The organism is Bacillus sp. PS95, from assembly GCF_037963565.1.
Classification (GTDB): domain Bacteria; phylum Bacillota; class Bacilli; order Bacillales; family Bacillaceae; genus Bacillus; species Bacillus subtilis.
On sequence record NZ_CP150160.1, the window covers coordinates 2,991,133 to 3,011,011 of the forward strand.

Annotated in this window: 20 protein-coding genes and 1 other annotated feature; of the genes, 6 read left to right on the forward strand and 14 right to left on the reverse strand. The window is 43.8% G+C overall.

Going from position 1 to position 19,879, the window contains the following annotated elements; genetic code table 11:
* Positions 1-3: 3 nt before the first annotated feature.
* Complete coding sequence (gene ezrA, locus NSQ12_RS15675; RefSeq protein WP_195727749.1) at positions 4-1,692, reverse strand: septation ring formation regulator EzrA; 1,689 nt, start codon at positions 1,690-1,692, stop codon at positions 4-6.
* 196 nt (positions 1,693-1,888) lie between these two features.
* Here ezrA and hisJ point away from each other — a divergent pair, with 196 nt between their 5' ends.
* Complete coding sequence (gene hisJ / locus NSQ12_RS15680; protein WP_003229318.1) at positions 1,889-2,695, forward strand: histidinol-phosphatase HisJ; 807 nt, start codon at positions 1,889-1,891, stop codon at positions 2,693-2,695.
* On the opposite strand, the gene refZ is transcribed toward hisJ, so the two are convergent.
* Positions 2,692-3,315 carry a transcriptional regulator RefZ gene (gene refZ / locus NSQ12_RS15685; protein WP_014477663.1) on the reverse strand — a complete coding sequence of 208 codons (624 nt, stop codon included), beginning with the start codon at positions 3,313-3,315 and terminating at the stop codon, positions 2,692-2,694. The genes hisJ and refZ overlap by 4 nt on opposite strands.
* A 126-nt stretch (positions 3,316-3,441) precedes the next feature.
* On the opposite strand from refZ, the gene NSQ12_RS15690 reads away from it, so the two are divergent.
* On the forward strand, positions 3,442-3,933 hold the full coding sequence (locus tag NSQ12_RS15690; protein WP_195727748.1) for a GAF domain-containing protein: 492 nt from the start codon (positions 3,442-3,444) through the stop codon (positions 3,931-3,933).
* Positions 3,934-3,970: 37 nt separating this feature from the next.
* On the opposite strand, the gene NSQ12_RS15695 is transcribed toward NSQ12_RS15690, so the two are convergent.
* The gene (locus NSQ12_RS15695; RefSeq protein WP_195727747.1) at positions 3,971-5,710 is read right to left on the reverse strand and encodes a diguanylate cyclase; all 1,740 of its coding nucleotides are present in this window, start codon (positions 5,708-5,710) and stop codon (positions 3,971-3,973) included.
* 294 nt (positions 5,711-6,004) lie between these two features.
* On the opposite strand from NSQ12_RS15695, the gene rpsD reads away from it, so the two are divergent.
* Positions 6,005-6,607 carry a 30S ribosomal protein S4 gene (gene rpsD, locus NSQ12_RS15700; protein ID WP_003229304.1) on the forward strand — a complete coding sequence of 201 codons (603 nt, stop codon included), beginning with the start codon at positions 6,005-6,007 and terminating at the stop codon, positions 6,605-6,607.
* Between the two features lie 21 nt (positions 6,608-6,628).
* Here the strand turns inward: rpsD and NSQ12_RS15705 are convergent, their stop codons facing one another.
* The 3 genes from NSQ12_RS15705 to acsA form a co-directional block, all read right to left on the reverse strand.
* Positions 6,629-6,757, reverse strand: coding sequence for a hypothetical protein (locus tag NSQ12_RS15705; RefSeq protein ID WP_256682934.1), 129 nt, complete (start codon positions 6,755-6,757; stop codon positions 6,629-6,631).
* Positions 6,758-6,886: 129 nt separating this feature from the next.
* A complete protein-coding gene (tyrS, locus tag NSQ12_RS15710) occupies positions 6,887-8,155 on the reverse strand; it encodes a tyrosine--tRNA ligase (protein ID WP_014480566.1) in 1,269 nt (422 codons plus the stop codon).
* 50 nt (positions 8,156-8,205) lie between these two features.
* Positions 8,206-8,442 (reverse strand) — a binding site (T-box leader).
* Between the two features lie 54 nt (positions 8,443-8,496).
* A complete protein-coding gene (gene acsA / locus NSQ12_RS15715) occupies positions 8,497-10,215 on the reverse strand; it encodes an acetate--CoA ligase (RefSeq protein ID WP_195727746.1) in 1,719 nt (572 codons plus the stop codon).
* Positions 10,216-10,374: 159 nt separating this feature from the next.
* Between acsA and acuA the strand changes: the two genes are divergently transcribed.
* From acuA to NSQ12_RS15730, 3 genes are read left to right on the forward strand one after another with little or no spacing between them, the layout of a single operon-like run.
* Positions 10,375-11,007, forward strand: coding sequence for an acetoin utilization protein acetyltransferase AcuA (gene acuA / locus NSQ12_RS15720; protein WP_029726417.1), 633 nt, complete (start codon positions 10,375-10,377; stop codon positions 11,005-11,007).
* A gap of 26 nt (positions 11,008-11,033) precedes the next feature.
* The gene (locus NSQ12_RS15725) at positions 11,034-11,678 is read left to right on the forward strand and encodes an acetoin utilization AcuB family protein (RefSeq protein ID WP_003229294.1); all 645 of its coding nucleotides are present in this window, start codon (positions 11,034-11,036) and stop codon (positions 11,676-11,678) included.
* Positions 11,675-12,838 (forward strand): acetoin utilization protein AcuC, encoded by a 1,164-nt coding sequence (locus NSQ12_RS15730; RefSeq protein ID WP_015251447.1) that lies wholly within the window; start codon positions 11,675-11,677, stop codon positions 12,836-12,838. Before NSQ12_RS15725 ends, NSQ12_RS15730 begins: the two co-directional genes overlap by 4 nt.
* 10 nt (positions 12,839-12,848) lie before the next feature.
* Here NSQ12_RS15730 and motS read toward each other — a convergent pair whose 3' ends face one another.
* The 8 genes from motS to murC all read right to left on the reverse strand — a co-directional run bounded on the left by motS (position 12,849) and on the right by murC (position 19,758).
* Positions 12,849-13,577 (reverse strand): flagellar motor protein MotS, encoded by a 729-nt coding sequence (motS, locus tag NSQ12_RS15735; RefSeq protein ID WP_003229290.1) that lies wholly within the window; start codon positions 13,575-13,577, stop codon positions 12,849-12,851.
* On the reverse strand, positions 13,567-14,385 hold the full coding sequence (gene motP, locus NSQ12_RS15740) for a flagellar motor protein MotP (protein WP_014477672.1): 819 nt from the start codon (positions 14,383-14,385) through the stop codon (positions 13,567-13,569). The genes motS and motP overlap by 11 nt, the downstream gene beginning before the upstream one ends.
* A gap of 62 nt (positions 14,386-14,447) precedes the next feature.
* Positions 14,448-15,452, reverse strand: a complete 1,005-nt coding sequence (gene ccpA / locus NSQ12_RS15745) for a catabolite control protein A (RefSeq protein ID WP_003229285.1) — start codon at positions 15,450-15,452, stop codon at positions 14,448-14,450.
* A gap of 275 nt (positions 15,453-15,727) precedes the next feature.
* Entirely contained in the window at positions 15,728-16,804 is a 1,077-nt protein-coding gene (locus tag NSQ12_RS15750; protein ID WP_003223454.1) for a bifunctional 3-deoxy-7-phosphoheptulonate synthase/chorismate mutase, read from the reverse strand.
* A 235-nt stretch (positions 16,805-17,039) separates the two neighbouring features.
* Positions 17,040-17,366 carry a bacillithiol system redox-active protein YtxJ gene (gene ytxJ / locus NSQ12_RS15755; RefSeq protein ID WP_003229280.1) on the reverse strand — a complete coding sequence of 109 codons (327 nt, stop codon included), beginning with the start codon at positions 17,364-17,366 and terminating at the stop codon, positions 17,040-17,042.
* 23 nt (positions 17,367-17,389) lie between these two features.
* Complete coding sequence (locus NSQ12_RS15760; RefSeq protein ID WP_004398549.1) at positions 17,390-17,845, reverse strand: YtxH domain-containing protein; 456 nt, start codon at positions 17,843-17,845, stop codon at positions 17,390-17,392.
* 30 nt (positions 17,846-17,875) lie between these two features.
* On the reverse strand, positions 17,876-18,298 hold the full coding sequence (locus NSQ12_RS15765) for a DUF948 domain-containing protein (RefSeq protein WP_110109458.1): 423 nt from the start codon (positions 18,296-18,298) through the stop codon (positions 17,876-17,878).
* Between the two features lie 161 nt (positions 18,299-18,459).
* A complete protein-coding gene (gene murC, locus NSQ12_RS15770; RefSeq protein ID WP_003229274.1) occupies positions 18,460-19,758 on the reverse strand; it encodes a UDP-N-acetylmuramate--L-alanine ligase in 1,299 nt (432 codons plus the stop codon).
* Between the last annotated feature and the right edge of the window lie 121 nt (positions 19,759-19,879).

Below are 19,879 nucleotides of genomic sequence, written 5' to 3' on the forward strand. Positions count from 1 at the left end.
TATCTAAGCGTATATGTCTGCTTTGATTTTTTCAACTGCACCTGGCGCAGCCTTTTCTACAGCGGCAGCTGCAATTTCATAAGAGTCGTCATAATCAAAAGCATAAAAACGTCTTTCCGCTTCTTTCAGCTGTTCAGATAAAATATGATTCTGGCTTCTGAACCGGTTTCCGAACTGAATGATTTTTTCAATGAGGATGACCTGCTCGACAAGTTCCTCTGATTCCCGGCTTGCCCTGTTGACGATTTCTTCTGCTTGCTTCAAATGGGCTCCGGCTTCTTCCATATTTAATGGAAGTTCGTTTAGTTGATTGACTGTTTCTTGAATGTGATGATGCGCGTTCTCCAGCATCTCTTGAATATGGCTCGGAATGCCTGGAATGTTGCTAGTCTTCAGCAGTCTTGCTGTCTCAGAAATTGTTTTTTTCAAATTGCTGAGCGTCTCCCTCGCCTGGAGCTCTTCTTTTCTCAGCGCTTGCAGATTTTCACGATACTCGTCATGCTCTTTTTTCACTTCTTCAATTTGCTTCTCTATTGAAGCAACTTCTTCCACTAAAAGTGAGTAAGCGACATGCTCTGCATCGAGCTTATCTTTAACGGATGATAGCAGCTTCCCAATTTCATCAAGGCGCTTTTCAAAAGCCTGCTGTTTGCCGAGCTCACCGGCTGTCAGCCTGTAGCTTTCCTTCACCAGCTCAGTTTCCGCTTTCGTATGCTCTTTCTCTTCTTTAAGCTTGTCGTAAGCAATAATCAATTCAGGCATTTTGCTTAGTACGGATTGACCGGCTTCAACTTCGCCCTCCAGCTGCTGATAAACAGATTGAATATTTTCGTCAATGAGCTGCAGGATTGCGGACGCTTCATCAATATCCAGCTCAGTCATCAGGACATGTTCCGCTCGTTTCAGCTGGTTTGACAGATTTTCTAATTCCTTATCAAGCTGGATATGCTCAAGCTTGTACCCTTTTTCTTTCATTTCGCCATAGCCATCCTTGAGCTTTGCAATCTGTCCGGGCACCGTCTGTTTACAGTCAGCTAACAGCTTCGGCACATCATCTATGTATGACTGAAGCCGTTCAAGATTGCGGTCCTGCTCAAGCAGTACTTTTCGTGCAGTAATATAGTTTCCGCCTTCTGTTTCTTCTTCAAATTGTTTGATGCCGCTCCAAATTTCGTCCAGATCCTTTTCAAGGCTGTCATAAAGCTCCCCGTAAAGGTGGCTGTAAGCCAGCAGGTTTTTTCGAGATTTCGAATAGCGCTCCCTCACCTGTTCAATCTCTTCACGGCTCTTTTCCTCACTTGTGACAAGATCGCTGATTTCCCGAAGAATCTTTTCAATGCTTGATTCAGCCGCTGTCAGCAGGTCGTCGATATGAACGAGCACTTGATTGGCCTTTTTAAACCGGTATTTGTCTGCATTTTCCTCGGCATCATAAAGGAGCTCTTCAACTTTCGGCATGTGGGCTGTGACAATCTCATCCCATTCTTCACGCCACTTCTCAAAGAACTCTTCTGTCTGACCCGTCATTTTTAAATGTTTTATTTTAGACATTTCTTCCACGATCGACCGATTTAGAATTTCAATCTTCCACGATTCCAGCCGGTCGATTTCGGCGTAGACTTTTTTCCTGAAAAAGTAGCCTGCCGCAAACAGCGCAAGCAGTACAATTAATAATCCAATGACAAACTCCATAATGAGCCCCCTTGCTGTTTACCTTAATCTGTCAGGGTGTTTTATTTATTCAGAAAGATTTCAGGATATGTATTGAGAAAAACTGTCGTTTTCATTGTTATTATGATACCATGTAACAAACATTTTTTGACCAGAAATCAAAAACTTTTTGTGCAAAATCGGCAGGATTTGACTATTTTTTCATGGGGTGACATCAATGCAAAAGCGAGACGGACATATTCACACACCATTTTGCCCTCACGGCTCCAATGACACACTCAGACAATATGCAGAAGAAGCCTTAAAAAAAGGGTTCGAATCGATTACTTTTACCGAACACGCCCCATTGCCGCCCTCTTTTACCGATCCCACGCCGCTGAAAGACAGCGCGATGGCGCAAGCTTCTTTGGAACGCTATATTCATGAAATTTCCGGATTAAAAAAAGAATATCGCGGACAGCTTAGCATACGGACAGGACTTGAAGTCGATTATATCGCTGAATTTGAAGACGAAATTACATTATTCCTAGACACATACGGGCCATATTTAGATGACAGCATCTTATCCGTTCATTTTTTGCGCACAGACTCTTCCTATCTATGCCTTGATTATGACGAGCATACCTTCAAAGAGCTAATTTCAGCCTGCGGAAGCATTGAAGCGGTATATGAACAATATTACCGGAGTATCTATTCTTCCATTGTAGCATCTCTCGGCGTTTATAAGCCAAAAAGAGTCGGTCACATCACACTCGTCCAAAAATTCATCAAGCTGTTTCCATACAGCATGTCAGAACATATTCGCGGCCTCGTTTCCCTGTGCCTGAATGCCATTGAAGAAAACGGAATGGAGCTCGACTTCAATACTTCCGGCTTAAGAAAAACTTACGCTGGCGGTATTTATATCGAGGATTGGATGCTGAATGAAGCGAAGCAAAAGAAGATCCCGCTTGTGTTTGGGTCAGATGCCCATCAAGCGGGAGATGTCGGATATGCGTATGAGGCGTTTTTGGAACGGTGCTAGTTGGTGAGCGCCACGTCTCCTGTCCGGAAGACGCTTCTGATCCAAATCTTGATTTCTTCAAAATACATTTTATAAAAATACGGCTCGTGCGGCTGCATGTAGAGTACTTCTGAAATATATTGAGGCTGGAGATAGGGCATCATCAAGAGAGATTTTAATTGGAGAATAAAATGAGGCAGCGGCAGCGTTAAATATTCACGCTGTTTTTCTCCTTCCTCAATGATCAGCTGGAAGATATACTTTTCCTTCATTAGATATGTCGACATAATTTCCCTGATTAATGTGGAGTCAATTGTGACTTCCCGGTAGACAAAACGAGTTAATTGACGATGATTATGCTGATAGGATAAAATATCGAAAACCAATTGAAGAAGCTGTTCCTGAGTGCTTTGAGAAGAGATATTGCTTGCCGCTGTTTCAAGCGTTTTGCTGTAGCCCTCGTAAAACTCTGAAACTAAGTGTTCCATCAAGCCTCCTTTGCCTTTAAAATAGTAGGAGATGTGCGCAACATTTACATCAGCTGACTTTGCGATTTCACGGACAGACGTGCCAGAAAATCCTTTTTGGTTAAAAAGCATGACAGCAGATTCAATAATTTTGTCTTTGGTGCTTACTTTCATACGGCTCACTCCTTCCTCTTGATACTATTCAAGCAGAAAGCCGCTGTTCCTGTAAGAACTTATCGACAAATGCCGGCAGAAAAGCCGGAACTTTGTTTTATATTATAGAAAAAGTGAGGGTTTTCCATGTTCCATGTCGAAAAACAATCTGGAGATAAAGAAAAAGACTATCAGCTTCTGCTAAAACAGCTCGAAGCCATGACCGAAGACGAAACAGACCAAATAGCTAACTATGCAAATGCCTCAGCACTGCTGTATCATTCGCTGCCTGAAGTCAACTGGGCGGGTTTCTATTTTGCCAAAGAAGAGGATGGACAGCTTGTGTTAGGTCCGTTCCAAGGCCTGCCGGCATGTGTTCGGATTCCTTTCGGCAGAGGGGTTTGTGGCACAGCGTACGCAAACGGAAAAGTGGAACGTGTTGAGGATGTAAACTCGTTTCCGGGACATATCGCCTGCGATGCAGCGTCTCAATCAGAAATTGTGCTTCCGATTCGTGTAGACGGAAAAATTGTCGGCGTCTTGGACATCGACAGCCCAGTGAAAAACCGTTTCGACGAAATTGATGAAAAATACTTAACTCAATTTGCCGAAACGCTAGAAAAAGCGTTAGCGCAGTAATATAAAAGCCCAAAACTGATATCGTTTTGGGCTTTTTTTATTTTATTGAGTCATGAACCATCAAGCGGTTTTTCCCGCTCCGTTTCGCGCTGTAGAGCGCTTCGTCTGCCTCATGCACAAGCTCTTTCAGCGACTTTTTTGTTTCTGTCGTCCAGCAGGAGATACCGCAGGAAATGGTTACCTCGGGTTTCGTATTTTTTCTGACCGCGTAAACCAGTCGCTCAGTAATCCGTTTCCCCACTGCAACCGGCACATTTGGCAAATAAATCGCCAGCTCCTCTCCTCCCCAGCGGGCACCGACATCATGCTTTCGGATGTTGCTTTTAATCACTGAAGCGACTTGAATTAAAATCTCGTCCCCAGTCTGATGGCCGTACGTATCATTTACATTTTTAAAATTATCAATATCAACAAGAATAAAAACACCCTTTTGATGGATTTTCATGCTGTATTGAATTTTTTCATCTAAATACGCTCGTGAATACAGTTCAGTCAGCTGATCTGTTTTCACGAGATGCTCAAGGCGGTCGCGAAGCATTGAATTGGTTACAGCCAGTGTCGCGTGATGAATCAGCGCCTGAAACAGCTTGTACATTTCAAATGTAAAAGCGTACAGCTCCTGTTTCAATAAAACCGCAAAGCCTAAAAGCCGGTCGTTTTGAATCATCGGAGCAGCCATCAGCGAGCCGTACCCCGCCTTCCCAAAAACAGACTGGCCATTCCCGATGAAAACCCCTTTTTCACCTTCATACAGCTTTTCTTTCAGCTCATTATAAAAATCTGACGGTTTCGCTTCTTTAAAAAATGCTGTGCCGCCTGGAAGCAATTTTAGATTTTCAAAATGGTCTATATGAAAAAATCCCACTTCTTCTGCCTGAAACGATTCTGCCATTCTCACAGCCAGATCATTCATTGTATCAGTCAATGTCAGCCGCTGATTCAGGCGTCGTGATGTTTCATTAATCAATTCCAAATTTGCGATGCTTGCTTTGGATTGTTCGTAGAGCTGGGCATTTTCAAACGCTTTTCCCGCGGCGTTTGCTAACAGCGACATTTCATCAAGGCAGGCATCAGTAAGAAAGCCGTCTCCCGTTCCTTCAGCCTTCAACACCCCGTATGTGCCCTGCTGTCCTTTGATCGGAATATAAGCGGCAGATTCATTTTTCCGCAAAATGTCTCCGGACAAATACACTTTGAGCGCAAAGGAATCGGATTTTTCCCCTTCCATATACAGCTCTTTTGCAGGAATCCCTAAACATTGGTCTTGATCGTGCGATATAAATAAAGAAAACTCAAAAAGAGAAAATGTGCTGGTCAAGCTTTCTAAAAGCTGCTTCAGCACATCTGTCTGATCAAGCAGTGAATGGAACAGCTCTGTCATTTTGTATATCTTTTTTTGGTAGATCGTTTTGTTATAGAGTCTTTCCTGTTTCATCGACTGGTTTAAAAATGAAGCAACCACCTCCGGAAGCCCTTCAGGAATCTCTTCATCCTGCCTGCACGCAAGATGGAAACACCTGCCGGAGCCGTCCTCAATTAGATAACATGATGCGTTTATTTTTGAAGCGGAAAAATGCGCTTCACCATCTGCCAGTTTTGTCACAAAGTCTGATGATGACGGTGTAAGCGAAACACAAAGGGTTGAAAAATAGGTTTGAATAGCAGAAATCAGCCATATGAAAGAGTCGGTGAATGTGACTTTTTCAGATTTGGTTAATAAAAAATCGAGCATATGATAATGAAAGGCGGATAATTGATCTTTAGTTTGTTCTACCATGTTTTTATCACCTAAAAGTTTACCACTAATTTTTGTTTATTATATCATAAACGGTGAAGCAATAATGGAGGAATGGTTGACTTCAAAACAAATAAATTATATAATGACCTTTGTGTGAAATATTGCAGCCTTTTTGTTCAGCTTCTATGTTTTCATTTTGTTCCTTATCAATAAGGTGTATCGTGTAACTCTCTGCTGCTGGAGCGAGGATACATGAAAACAAAATGTGCATGGTCGAATAGAGCAGACGGTTTTTATTTTCCACAAAAATAAAACCAAAGGAGGAGTCACATTATGGCTCGCTATACAGGTCCATCTTGGAAACTGTCCCGCCGTCTAGGAATCTCTCTTAGCGGTACAGGAAAAGAATTAGAAAAACGCCCTTACGCTCCAGGTCCACACGGCCCAGGACAACGTAAAAAATTATCAGAATACGGTTTGCAATTGCAAGAAAAGCAAAAGCTTCGTCACATGTACGGTGTAAACGAACGTCAATTCCGCACTTTGTTTGACAAAGCTGGCAAACTAGCTGGTAAACACGGTGAAAACTTCATGATTCTTTTAGATTCTCGTCTTGATAACGTTGTGTACAAGCTAGGTTTAGCACGTACTCGCCGTCAAGCTCGCCAATTGGTTAACCACGGTCACATTCTTGTAGACGGAAGCCGCGTTGACATCCCGTCTTACCTAGTGAAACCTGGTCAAACAATCGGTGTTCGCGAAAAATCAAGAAACCTTTCTATCATCAAAGAATCTGTTGAAGTGAACAACTTCGTTCCTGAATACCTTACTTTCGACGCTGAAAAGCTTGAAGGTACTTTCACTCGTCTTCCTGAGCGTTCTGAACTTGCTCCGGAAATTAACGAAGCGCTTATCGTTGAGTTCTACTCTCGTTAATCGTTTTAAAAACCCCTGCCGCTATGCGGTCGGGGTTTTTTTATCGTCTGTTTCGTCATTCGCCTCTTGCTGGCCAACACTATCTTGCGCCTGCTGATCCCAATAATCCCGCTGCAGCCGTTCTTTTGCAATCGTACACATGAGATTCACACTTTAGCGCTCCTTTCATTTAAAAGGTGGTGATTGGTCGTGTTTGCCCTATCTAATATACTCTTTTCCTTTCATTCCTATGCGGTAAACAAAAAGATCCTTTGCCTTCAGTGGCAAAGGATCTTTTTCTTATTTATACGTCACAAGGAAATATTTTTTCTTTCCGCGGCGCAGAACAGTAAATTGATTTTCAATACGGTCTTCTGCTGATAGGGTATAATTTATTTCCGTCTGGCGTTCGCCGTTAATGTAAACAGCTCCGTTTTGGATGTCTTCACGCGCTTGGCGTTTAGAAGGAGATAATTTAGATTGCACCAACACATCTACAAGTGAAAGCTCTTGGGTGCTGTCAACTTCCATAGAAGGAACATCTTTAAAGCCTACTTTTACGTCTTGAGCGGAAAGCTCTTTAATATTGCCGCTGAACAGCGCTTGGGAGATGTTGATGGCTTGCTCTAGCGCCTCGCGTCCGTGAACAAGTGATGTCACTTCTTCTGCCAGGCGTTTTTGTGCTTCACGTTTTTCTGGCGCCGTTTCTGTTTTTTCAGCGTATGCTTCAATTTCCTCTTTTGAAAGGAACGTAAAGTATTTCAAGTATTTGACAACGTCACGGTCGTCTGTGTTGATCCAGAATTGATAGAATTCATATGGCGATGTTTTTTCTTTATCAAGCCAGATCGCGCCGCCTTCCGTTTTTCCGAACTTCGTGCCGTCTGCTTTTGTGACAAGCGGAATCGTTAGGCCGAACGCTTTTGCTCCTTCTTCTTCTGATTTTCTAATCAGTTCAAGACCCGCTGTGATATTGCCCCACTGATCGCTTCCGCCGATTTGCAGTTTACAGTTTTTGTCTCTGTAAAGATTTAAGAAATCATAAGATTGAAGAATCATGTAGCTGAATTCCGTGTACGAGATGCCGGATTCAATTCTTGAGCTGACCGTATCTTTTGCCAGCATGTAATTGATGCCGAAATTTTTACCAACGTCACGAAGGAAATCGATCACATTCATTTTGCCGATCCAGTCAAAGTTGTTCGCGATGACAGCTGGGTTTTCTGCTGCTTCAAAATCTAGAAATCTGGACAGCTGGTTTTTGATTTTTTGGGACCATTCGGATACGATGTCAGCGGTGTTTAATGTACGCTCTGCTTTTTTTCCGCTTGGATCACCGATGAGGCCCGTCGCGCCGCCCACAAGCGCAATCGGATGATGCCCTGCAAGCTGAAAACGTCGAAGTGTTAAAATAGGCAGCAGGTGTCCGATATGCAAGCTGTCTGCTGTCGGGTCAAAGCCTGAGTACAAGCGTATTTTTTCTTCATTCAGCTGTTTATTTAACCCTTCTTCATCTGTCATTTGCTGAATCAATCCGCGGAAGGATAAGTCTTCAAGTAAGTTTGTCATAAGATAAAGCTCCTTTTTTGATTAAAATAAAAAACGCCCCTTCGTTTACACGAAGGGACGATTGATTATCGCGGTACCACCCTACTAATAAGAGAATGCAAACATTCGTCTTATCACTTTGCCTGATAACGGATCAGGTCCGTTCTTTCACTACTGAAAGCCTGGGCGGCTTTGTTTGCAAAAGCGGTTCATGAGTGTATTCGATATATCCGTCTGTGCTGATTTTCACCGGCCATCAGCTCTCTGGAACGTAAGGATATTCTACTTGTCTCAATCTTTACCTTTTCATATGAAGCTATATCATTTTTAACATAAATAAAATCCTGTGTCAACGCCGCCTTTTAATCCTCCATTGTTGACAGATCTCCAGCCGGCAGATTAAGCTCCCATGCCTTCAGCACGCGCCTCATGATCTTTCCGCTTCGGGTTTTCGGAAGTTTATCTTTAAATTCGATCTCACGCGGAGCCGCATGGGCTGCAAGACCCTGCTTTACAAATAGGCGGATCTCTTCTTTCAGTTTATCAGACGGCTCAAATCCTTCCCTGAGTGCAATAAAGGCTTTAATGATTTCTCCACGCACCGGGTCAGGCTTTCCGATTACGCCTGCTTCTGCAATAGCCGGATGTTCGACAAGCTTGCTTTCCACTTCAAATGGGCCGACGCGCTCACCGGAGGTCATGATGACGTCATCAACTCTGCCTTGGAACCAAAAGTATCCCTCTTCATCCATGTAAGCAGAATCCCCAGACACATACCAGCCGCCCGGCATGAAATACGATTCATACTTTTCAGGGTTATTCCAAATGGTATGCATCATGGAAGGCCAGCCCTTTTTGATGGCGAGATTGCCCATTCGGTACGGGGGAAGCTCGTTGCCTTGATTGTCAACGATCGCTACCTCCACTCCTGGAATCGGCTTACCCATTGAACCCGGTTTAATATCCATGCAAGGATAGTTGCAGATGAGCTGACTGCCCGTTTCGGTCATCCACCAGGTATCATGGATTCGTTTGTTAAAAACTTTATGTCCCCATCTGATGACTTCCGGATTTAGCGGCTCACCGACACTGAGCACATGCCGGAGTGAAGTTAGATCATATTTCGCAGCCATTTCATCTCCCGCTCCCATCAGCATCCGAAAAGCTGTCGGCGCGCTGTACCAGACATTGACGCCAAGCTGTTCAATCGTTCCATACCAGCTTTCCGGGCTGAAACGTCCGCCGACGATGACATTTGTCGCTCCGTTCAGCCACGGTGCAAAAATGCCGTATACCGTACCTGTCACCCAGCCTGGATCAGCCGTGCACCAATAAATGTCTTCTTCCTTTAAATCAAGGACCCACTTTCCTGTTTGATATTGCTGAATCATCGCTTCATGGACATGCAGCACGCCCTTTGGCGTACCAGTGGAACCTGATGTATAGTGAAGCAGAAAGCCGTCTTTTTTATCCATCCATTCGATATCCAGTCTTGTGCTTTCCTGTTTCGCTGCTTCATCATAATTGATGATATTCGTGCCGCTCTCAGCCTCTCCCCCGACTACGAAGACATGCTGCAAGTGAGGCAGTTTGTCTACCGGTATTCTCTCCAGCAGCTCAGGTGTTGTGACAACAACCTTTGCCTCACTGTTTTCAAGCCGGTCTTTCACCGCTCCCTCCATAAATGCTTCGAACAGCGGCCCGGCGATGGCGCCAATTTTGATTGCGCCAAGCATAATAAAATAAAGCTCGGGTGATCTCGGCATAAAAATAAAAACGCGGTCCCCTTTTTCCACATTTCCATACCGTCTCAGCACATTCCCGGCTCTGTTTGATTCTTCCTTCATTTCTTTAAACGTGTATTTTTCATCCCTTTTTGCGTCTTTATAATAAAGCGCTACTTTGTTTTTTCGAAACGATTCGGCATGGCGGTCAATCGCTTCATACGCCGCATTCAGTTTCCCTGTCTCATGCCAAGAGAAATGTTTCTCCGCCTCGGCCCAATCAAAATGCCGGTACGTTTCTTCATAGTTTTTTAAGTTATGATCCCCCTCTATTGCTGGTAACGCTTTCAAATTCATGCCCAAACATCCCCCTTTGCTGAAGTTGTCACAATTATTATAGTATATATTCATATTCTTCTCAATTTTTAAAATATAAACCATTTTGAAAACGCTTTATAATTTGGTATTCTTAAAGAAGGCATGTATTTTTATAAGAATTGATGGGACGGTGAATTAGTGGAACATCATAAAACATACCATTCAGCAAACATCAAAACAGCAACCGGCTCTATACTGATAGAAGGGCCTGTCTCTCCAGAGGATTTGGCAGGTTATGAGTTTCATAAAGATTTAACCGCATTTCGCCCGCCTCGCGAGCAGCATGAAGCGCTAGTCGACATTGCAGGCCTTCCCGAAGGGCGCATTATTATTGCCAGAGACGGCCGAACCATTGTCGGCTATGTCACGTATTTATATCCTGACCCGCTCGAAAGATGGTCTGAAGGAAATATGGAGGATTTGATTGAGCTCGGAGCCATCGAAGTAGCGCCGGACTATCGGGGATGCGCTGTCGGAAAGACGCTCCTGACCGTCAGCATGATGGATGAACAAATGGAAAACTACATTGTGATGACGACAGAATATTACTGGCATTGGGATTTAAAAGGGATGAACAAAGATGTGTGGGAATACAGAAAGATCATGGAAAAGATGATGAATGCAGGCGGATTGGTCTGGTTTGCAACGGATGAGCCGGAGATCAGCTCCCACCCTGCAAACTGTCTGATGGCCCGCATTGGAAAAAACGTCAGCCAAGAATCAATTGAGCAATTTGACAGGCTCCGTTTTTATCATCGTTATATGTATTAACTGACACTGGCAAAGGGGAAAAAATAATGATTGTTGAGCAAATCATGAAAAGAGATGTCATTACATTAACGAAGACAGATACGCTTGAAACAGCCATATGCAAACTGAAGGAATTCCATATCAGACATCTGCCTGTTGTAGATGAAGAACGACACGTGATCGGCATGATTACAGACAGAGACATGAAACAGGCCAGCCCGAGTATTTTTGAAGAAAACAAACGAAGCCTATTTCTCACACGAAGCGTAGATTCAATTATGAAAAAGGATGTTGTCTGCGCCCACCCGTTAGATTTTGTCGAAGAAATATCAGCCGTGTTCTACGAGCATGGCATCGGCTGCCTTCCAGTGGTGCACCATCAAAAATTAATAGGCATTTTAACAAAAACCGATTTGCTGCGGACGTTTGTCAAATTGACAGGCGCTGACCAGCCGGGATCGCAAATTGAGATAAAAGTAAACGACATCACCAAAAGCCTCGCTGAGATCAGCAGTCTTTGCCAAGACCTTCAAGTGAAAATATTAAGCGTGCTTGTTTATCCGCATGACGATCCCGGTGTAAAAGTCCTTGTCTTCCGTGTAAAAACGATGAATCCGCTGCCGTTTTTGCAGGCATTACAAAGAAATGGACACCACGTCGTATGGCCGTCAGAGCAAAGGGACCTGCTATGAGAGACAGTGTATTTATTTATTCTCCATCCTACCAAACCTATATGTTTCATCAGGAGCATCCCTTTAATCAGCAGCGGGTTCTGTTAACATATGATTTGCTTAAGACGATCAATGCCTTTGATGATGGAGACATTGTCACCCCCAGACTCGCTTCAGAAGAGGAGCTTTCCCTTGTCCACACGGACGATTATATTCAGGCCGTAAAGCTTGCGGGCGCCGGAAAGCTTCCCGCTGAAGAAGGAGAAAGCTACGGGCTCGGCACTGAAGACACACCCGTCTTTGCCGGCATGCACGAAGCGGCATCACTCTTGGTCGGCGGCACTTTAACGGCCGCAGACTGGGTCATGTCAGGACAAGCCCTGCATGCGGCAAACCTTGGCGGAGGGCTTCATCATGGCTTTCGCGGGAGAGCATCAGGGTTCTGCATATACAACGACAGCGCTGTGGCGATTCAATATATCCAGAAAAAATATAGCGCCAGAGTGCTTTATATTGATACGGACGCCCACCACGGGGACGGTGTGCAATTTACATTTTACGATAATCCTGACGTATGCACGCTGTCCATTCATGAAACAGGAAGGTATTTATTCCCTGGAACCGGTCAGATCCAAGAAAAAGGCAGCGGAAAAGGATATGGCTATTCCTTTAATATCCCGCTTGACGCTTTTACAGAGGATGATTCTTTTCTTGAGGCTTACCGGACAGCAGCTTCAGAAGTCGCCGCGTATTTCGAGCCTGATGTCATTATCAGCCAAAACGGCGCCGATGCCCATTACTACGACCCGCTGACGCATTTATCAGCAACAATCAATATATACGAAGAAATCCCCCGTCTTGCACACACTTTGGCTCATCAATATTGCGGAGGGAAATGGATTGCAGTCGGAGGCGGAGGATATGATATTTGGCGTGTCGTGCCTCGCGCCTGGGCCAGAATATGGCTTGAAATGAAGGGAATTGACCCGGGACACGAGATCCCGCCGGAATGGATTGCTAAATGGCAAAAACAATGCCCCGTGGCCCTTCCGTCGAGCTGGAGCGATCCGGCTGATTTATATCCTCCGATTCCCCGCAAGCCTGAAATCACAGAAAAAAATGCCCAAACTGTCAGCAAAGCATTATATGCGATACGTTCTGAACAGCAAAGAACAAAGTAAAAAACGACCTTTACGAAGAGGTCGTTTTTGATTTTTTTATCACTATTTCCACACGCCGATTTTCCTTCATGTGTTCATTTGTCTTGTTATCCTTCACCGGCTTTGTATCCGCATAACCGACAGCAATAAAGCGCTTGGAGGGAAGCTTCTCTTTAGACGTGAAGTATTGAATCACTCCACTTGCCCGTGCTGCTGATAGCTCCCAGTTCGACGGGTATCGGTATGTCGAAATGTTTCGGCTGTCTGTATGCCCCTCCACCTGAATGTCATTTGGAATTGTTTGAAGAAGAACGGCAATTTGGTGAAGAAGTGTTTCGGCATTTTTCAGCACCTTTGCCTCACCTGTATCAAACAGCACAGCCTCCTGAAGAACGAGCACGACACCGCGTTCATCCCGTTTGGCTGTCATTTGGGCCTTCAAATGATTGTCTTTTATATATGTATTTACTTTCTTGAGAAGCTGATCCTGCTGATCCTCTTGCTTCTTCGTATCAGATGGGGATGTATTCTTTTTTTCTATGGATGTTTGGTCCGGCTGAAGCCCGTTGCCTTCCTTCTGGATCGAGTCCACTGCCGCTTTAAATTTTTGCAGATCGATTTGGGACATCGAAAAGAGTAAAATAAAGAACACAAGGATCAAGGTGATCAAATCTGTAAAGGTTACCATCCAGCTGGATGAAGATTGACTGTTTTTTCCGCTTCCATTCCTTCTTTCAAAACGTTCTCTTCTAAGCTTCATGTACAGATCCCTTTTTTGTTTTTACTTGTTTTGGCTGCTTCTGCCATTCTTCCCGTGAGCTGAAAACGACCAGCTGGCTTTCAAGGTTGCGCGGGTTTTTTCCGGATTGAACACCGATAATCCCTTCCACCATTACCTGCTTGATGAAAATTTCACTTTCTGTTTTCTCTTCAAGCTTAGCCGCGATCGGGTTGAAGACCATATTTGCCAGTAATGAACCATATAAAGTCGTCAGAAGCGCAATGGCCATGTTTGGTCCGAGCATATGCGGGTCGTTTAAGTTTTTGAGCATCAGCACAAGCCCGACGAGTGTTCCGATCATTCCCCATGCCGGAGCGAATTCTCCCGCTTTTTCAAAAACTCGCCGCCCTTTTCGGTGCCGTTCCTCCATTGCTGCGATTTCTGAATCCATGACGAGCCGAATCGTTTCTTCATCCCAGCCGTCAATCGCTAAAAGCAGCCCTTTTTTCAAGAATGGATCTTTGATTTCCCGAGCCTGATCATCCAATGATAAAAGCCCGTGTTTTCGCGCGTGATCGGAAAGGGAAACAAAGGTTTTCACAAGATCTTTCACATTGTCTTCCTGGCGGATGAATGCCTGCTTTAACACAGAGGGCGCTTTTTTCAGCTCTCTTGGCGGAAAACTGATAAAAACAGCGGCGCAAAGTCCCCCTGTTACGATGAAGAAAGAGGTCAGATCAAGAAAAGAGCGGAAACCGCTTACTCCCGATCCTGAAATAATCCCGATAACAATAATAATCGTTCCTAACACAAATCCAACAGGTGTAAGATAATCAAAACGTTTCATCATTTCTCCCCATGAAAAAAGCAAGAATTCACCATAAAGGTGAAGCTTGCTCTTTGTTTTTCTTATGACTTGGTTGACTTTCTAAGCTCTATACGGTGCGGCAGTTCGACGATATGCTCTTCAACCGGCTCTTTATTCATGAGCTTCGTCAGCAGTCTCATCGCAACGGCGCCGATATCATATGTCGGCTGAACAACTGTTGAAAGCTGAGGACGAACCATGAGGCTTAATCTTGTATTATCAAAGCCGATAATGTCGAGATCCTCCGGAATGGATAAGCCCTGATCCTGAGCGGCATGGATAATGCCGAGTGCCATTTCATCAGTTGCAGAAAGAATGGCTGTCGGTTTTTTATCCAGGCTCATCAGATGCTGCAGTGCTTCGAGTCCGGAATCATATGTGTAATCCCCTTCAGCTACAAATTGTTCATTAAACGGAAGGTTCGCTTCTTCAAGCGCACGTTTGTAGCCTTGGAGTTTTTTCGAACGGTTGATCGGTTCTGCCATTGGTCCGGAAACGAACGCGATGTCTGTATGTCCTTTATCAACCAAAAGCTTCACGGCATCATAAATCGCCTGTTCGTAATCGATAGCGACTGACGGTGTTTCCTCCTGCTCTTCTACAGAAGCGGCAAGTACAATCGGCACTGGAGAACGCTTAAATTCCGCCACATGCTCGTCCGTAATGTTTCCGCCCATAAACACGATGCCGTCCACTTGTTTGCCGAGCATTGTGTTTAACAAGTGCAGCTCTTTCTCCATGTTTTGGTCAGAGTTGCTCAAAATAATATTGTATTTATACATTGTCGCGATATCTTCAATTCCGCGCGCAAGCTCTGAATAGAAAATGCTTGAGATATCGGGAATGATGACACCTACAGTTGTTGTTTTTTTACTTGCCAGTCCTCTTGCCACCGCGTTTGGACGGTAACCGAGACGTTCAATGGCTTCCAAGACTTTTTTTCTCGTTGTCGGTTTTACATTCGGGTTGCCGTTCACGACACGGGAAACGGTTGCCATGCTTACATTAGCTTCTCTCGCTACATCGTAGATCGTAATATTGCTCATCCTAAAACCACTCCTTTTACTGGATACACTTATCCTTATCTATAGCATAAACACTTTATGTAGAGAAATGTCATAATGTCCGAATTTATGTCGTTTATGATTTGTAAGCGTAAGTCAGTAGTGTACATTATTTTTCATTATTCATCAAATTTAATTACTTCTCATGAAATTATACACGTTTTTATAGATGATGAAAACGTATACTTGGTTTTTATAACTAAATAAACGAGAAAGCATAAAAAAAGGCCGCAGGCGCGGCCTTTTGGATTGTTCAATTAAGCGTTGACTTTCACCATTGGCTTCAGTTCATTCAGCCATTTTTCGAATTCAGGAATCGCCATTTGCTGAGCAGAGTCAGAAAGTGCGACTGACGGATCAGGGTGAACCTCAGCCATTACGCCATCAGCACCGATCGCTAAAGCGGCTTTAGCTGTCGGAAGCAAGAGGTCACGGCGGCCTGTTGAATGCGTAACATCAACAAAGACTGGCAAATGCGTTTCTTGTTTCAAAATCGGCACAGCTGAAATATCCAGCGTGTTTCTCGTTGCTGTTTCATATGTTCTGATTCCGCGCTCACAAAGGATAATTTGGTCATTTCCTTGTGACATGATGTATTCAGCAGCATTGATGAATTCAGAGATCGTTGCAGCAAGACCGCGCTTCAGAAGTACTGGCTTTTTCACGGCGCCGGCCGCTTTCAGCAATTCGAAGTTTTGCATGTTGCGCGCTCCGATTTGAATGACATCAATGTAGTCCAGCGCTTCTTCGATATGAGCCGGAGTTACGATTTCACTGATAACCGCCAGATCAAATTCATCCGCTACACGTTTTAAAATTTGAAGGCCTTCAACACCAAGCCCTTGGAAATCGTATGGGCTCGTACGAGGCTTAAAGGCTCCACCGCGCAAAATTTTAATCCCTTGTTTTTTCGCAGCTGCAGCGACTTCAGCTACCTGCTCATAGCTCTCTACTGCACATGGGCCGACAATGAATCTTTGCTGGCCGTCTCCGATTTTTTCGCCTTTGATATCAACAATTGTATCTTCAGGTTTTTTCTTGCGGGAGACAAGCAGCGCTTTGCTGTGATCTTCTTCCTGAAGCTCTAAACCGGCTTTGAATATCTCTTTAAAAATGTGCTGGATGGTTGAATTTTCGAACGGCCCGTCATTGTTTTCAATGATATTGTTTAACATTGTGCGTTCTCTGACAGGGTCAAATCGGTTGACACCCTGTGCTTCCTTCGCTTTACCGATCTCTTTTACAACATTTCCGCGTTCGTTGATTAGTTTTAAAATTTGTAGGTTTAATTCGTCTGCTTTCTGCCTTAAAAGCTCTAACTCTGTGTTGCTCATTTTTTTCATCCTTTCCCTGCACATTCATTTTTTATTTTGTAGTTATCATGCATCTTACTATAAGTAATTCCAAATGGAAATACTGAAATACAAAAAATTTTATAAAAACTCTACTTTATTACCCAAACGCTTTTAAGTGATAAAGTAATCTATGAAGCTATCCTACATGATGTGAGGGCAATGTTCAAGGGTTTTTTACAAAAAAAAGCGCCAGATGATATCTGGACGCTTTTTTCTATGACAAATGCTGCTCAATAGCGGCTTCTGTAATTTGTGAATGTGAGGTATGCCATTTCACTTCACCGTTCTGGATGATGAATATCTGAGGGCTTTCATGCTTGACCCCATATGTTTCTGCAATGAAATTGGACAGCGGCCGGGCTTCTTGTACTTGAAGATAGTAAGCCGGCACATCCTCATGCTGATTTGCAAAGGCATCAAACTCATGAAATGCTGCCTGGCTGATCGGGCATGTGGTGCTGTGTTTTAAGAAGACGAAAACGCCTTCCTGTTCTGCAATCCGTTTAAATTCTTCCTCAGATTGAATAAGCTGTTTAGCCATGACTCAAGCTCTTCCTTCCCTGCTCAGCGATTCAACTGCTCAGCCTGTTTTTGTGCATCTTTCAGTTCGTCTTTTACATCTTCTTTCGTCTGGAGGACTTGATCTTTTGTTTCATCAGCCGCCTGCATCGCTTCTTCCCGCATATCTTGCATTGCAGTCGATGAATCCGTTTTGTCAGATTTGGAACGGTCTCTTAAATCCTTTACCTTGTTCATGATCTGCCCAGACTGATCCGCTACAAGCTGTGTGATGTTGGAAGTTTTGTCTTTTGCGATGCTGACATATTGCGTGCCTTTTTCCTTCGCATCTGCCGTCATTTTATCAGTTTTGTCCCGTAAAGCAACAGCCTGGCTGCCGAGATCGTCGCGAAGTTCTTTGCCTGATTTAGGTGCTAGAAAAAGAGCTGTAGTGGCACCGATGATTCCCCCGATTAAAGTTCCGATTAAAAAATCTTTACTATTAATTCCATCTTTGCTCATCATTATTCCTCCTCTTAGTATTTTTTTCTCTTACAGGGCTGATTTTTTCTTTTGCTTCCATTTCTCCCAAATTTCCATTGCTGCTTGACTCCATGTGACAACTTGATTGATCTTATCTTGATTTTCTCTAACTGATGCCGATACAGACCCTGCCGCTTGTTTCATGGATGTATTGAACTGCTGTAAAGAAGCTCCCACTCCTTGAACAGCATGAACGACCGTGTTCAGCTTTTCTGATTTTTCCTGAATATCTTCAGCCAGGCGGTTGGTCTTATGTAAAAGCTCGGCTGTTTCAGTTGTGATGCCCTTCATTTGTCCCTCCAGCCCTTCAAGAGTGGATGCGACGTTTTTTAGTGTCAGCTGCAATGACTTCAATGTTTTAGACAAGTAGATCACTAATACGAGAAATGCAACTGCGATGAGTGCAACGCTCAAATAAAGAATAATAATCATCTCAAACCTCCTTGCTGCAGGATATACTGCTGTTTACCCGTTTTCTTCAATCATAAACATGTGTACTGGGCTGTATACATACTATTCTCCGTTATGTAAGAAAATCCTTTAATAAGCTTTCCCATCAGATAAATAAAAAGCAGTGAGATCACTGCTTTTTATTATGCCATGACGTTTTCGTAGGCTCTCATATATTTTTGGATATCTCCTGCTCCCATGAAGATGAGAACGGCTTTATCATGAGCTTTTAAAACAGATGTGTCATCTTCTTCAATCAGCTTGGCATTATGAATTTTTCCCTGGAGATCGCCGATCGTCAGCTTTCCGGCATTCTCACGGGCTGAGCCGAAAATATCGCATAAATACACACAGTCAGCGCCGCTCAGGCTTTCTGCAAATTCGTCAAGGAACTGCTGCGTCCGTGTAAATGTATGAGGCTGGAATACCGCGACAATTTCCCGATCAGGATACTTCTGTCTTGCCGCCTCGATTGTCACTTTTATTTCTGTCGGATGATGAGCATAGTCATCGATCAGCACTTGATCCCCAAGCTGCTTCTCATTGAATCTGCGTTTGACGCCCCCAAAGGATTTGAGAGCATGCTTAATGATGCTGGAATCAATTTCTTCATAATGGCATAACGCAATGACCGCCAATGAGTTTAATACATTGTGGTGGCCGTACGCAGGAATATAAAACGTATCATAGAACGTATTGCGGACAAAGACATCAAAAGTTGTCCCTTCCGTGCTTTTTACGATGTTTCTGGCTTGAAAATCATTTTCTTCCCCCGTGCCATAATACACAACCGGGACGTTCGCATGGATTTTCGGCAGATGCTCATCGTCTCCGCAGGCAATAATGCCTTTGTTGACTTGAAGAGCCATCTCTTGGAAAGCGTCAAATACATCGTCAATGCTTGAGAAGTAATCAGGGTGATCAAAATCAATATTCGTCATAATCGCATAATCTGGCTGATAGCTTAAGAAATGGCGGCGGTATTCGCACGCTTCAAACACAAAGTATTCGCTGTTTTCATTTCCCTGGCCTGTTCCGTCTCCGATTAAGAAAGACGTCGGTTTTGCGTTTTGGATCACGTGAGCCAGCAGACCCGTAGTCGACGTTTTGCCGTGTGCGCCCGTAACGGCAACACTCGTGAATTTTTTCATGTAGTCGCCTAAAAACTTATGATAACGTATCACCGGAATTCCCTCAGACATCGCTTTTTCTATTTCAGGATGCGTGTCTGGGAATGCGTTTCCGGCGATGACTGTCATGCCGGGTTTAATATTTTCCGCGCTAAAAGGAAGAATCGTAATATTTCTTTTTTCAAGCGCTGTTTGCGTAAAAATAAATTTTTCGATATCCGATCCTTGGACAGTATATCCATTATCATGAAGTATTTGGGCAAGCGGACTCATACCGGTCCCTTTTATTCCAACAAAATGATAAACAGTCATAATTGTACCTCCAACAAACGTCTATCTGTTCCCCAGTATATGACGCTCATTTCAATTTGCGACCGCGGCGGCTGAAAAGCCTCCCTTAGCGGCGTATTTTATATGTTTTGTTATGTTTAGT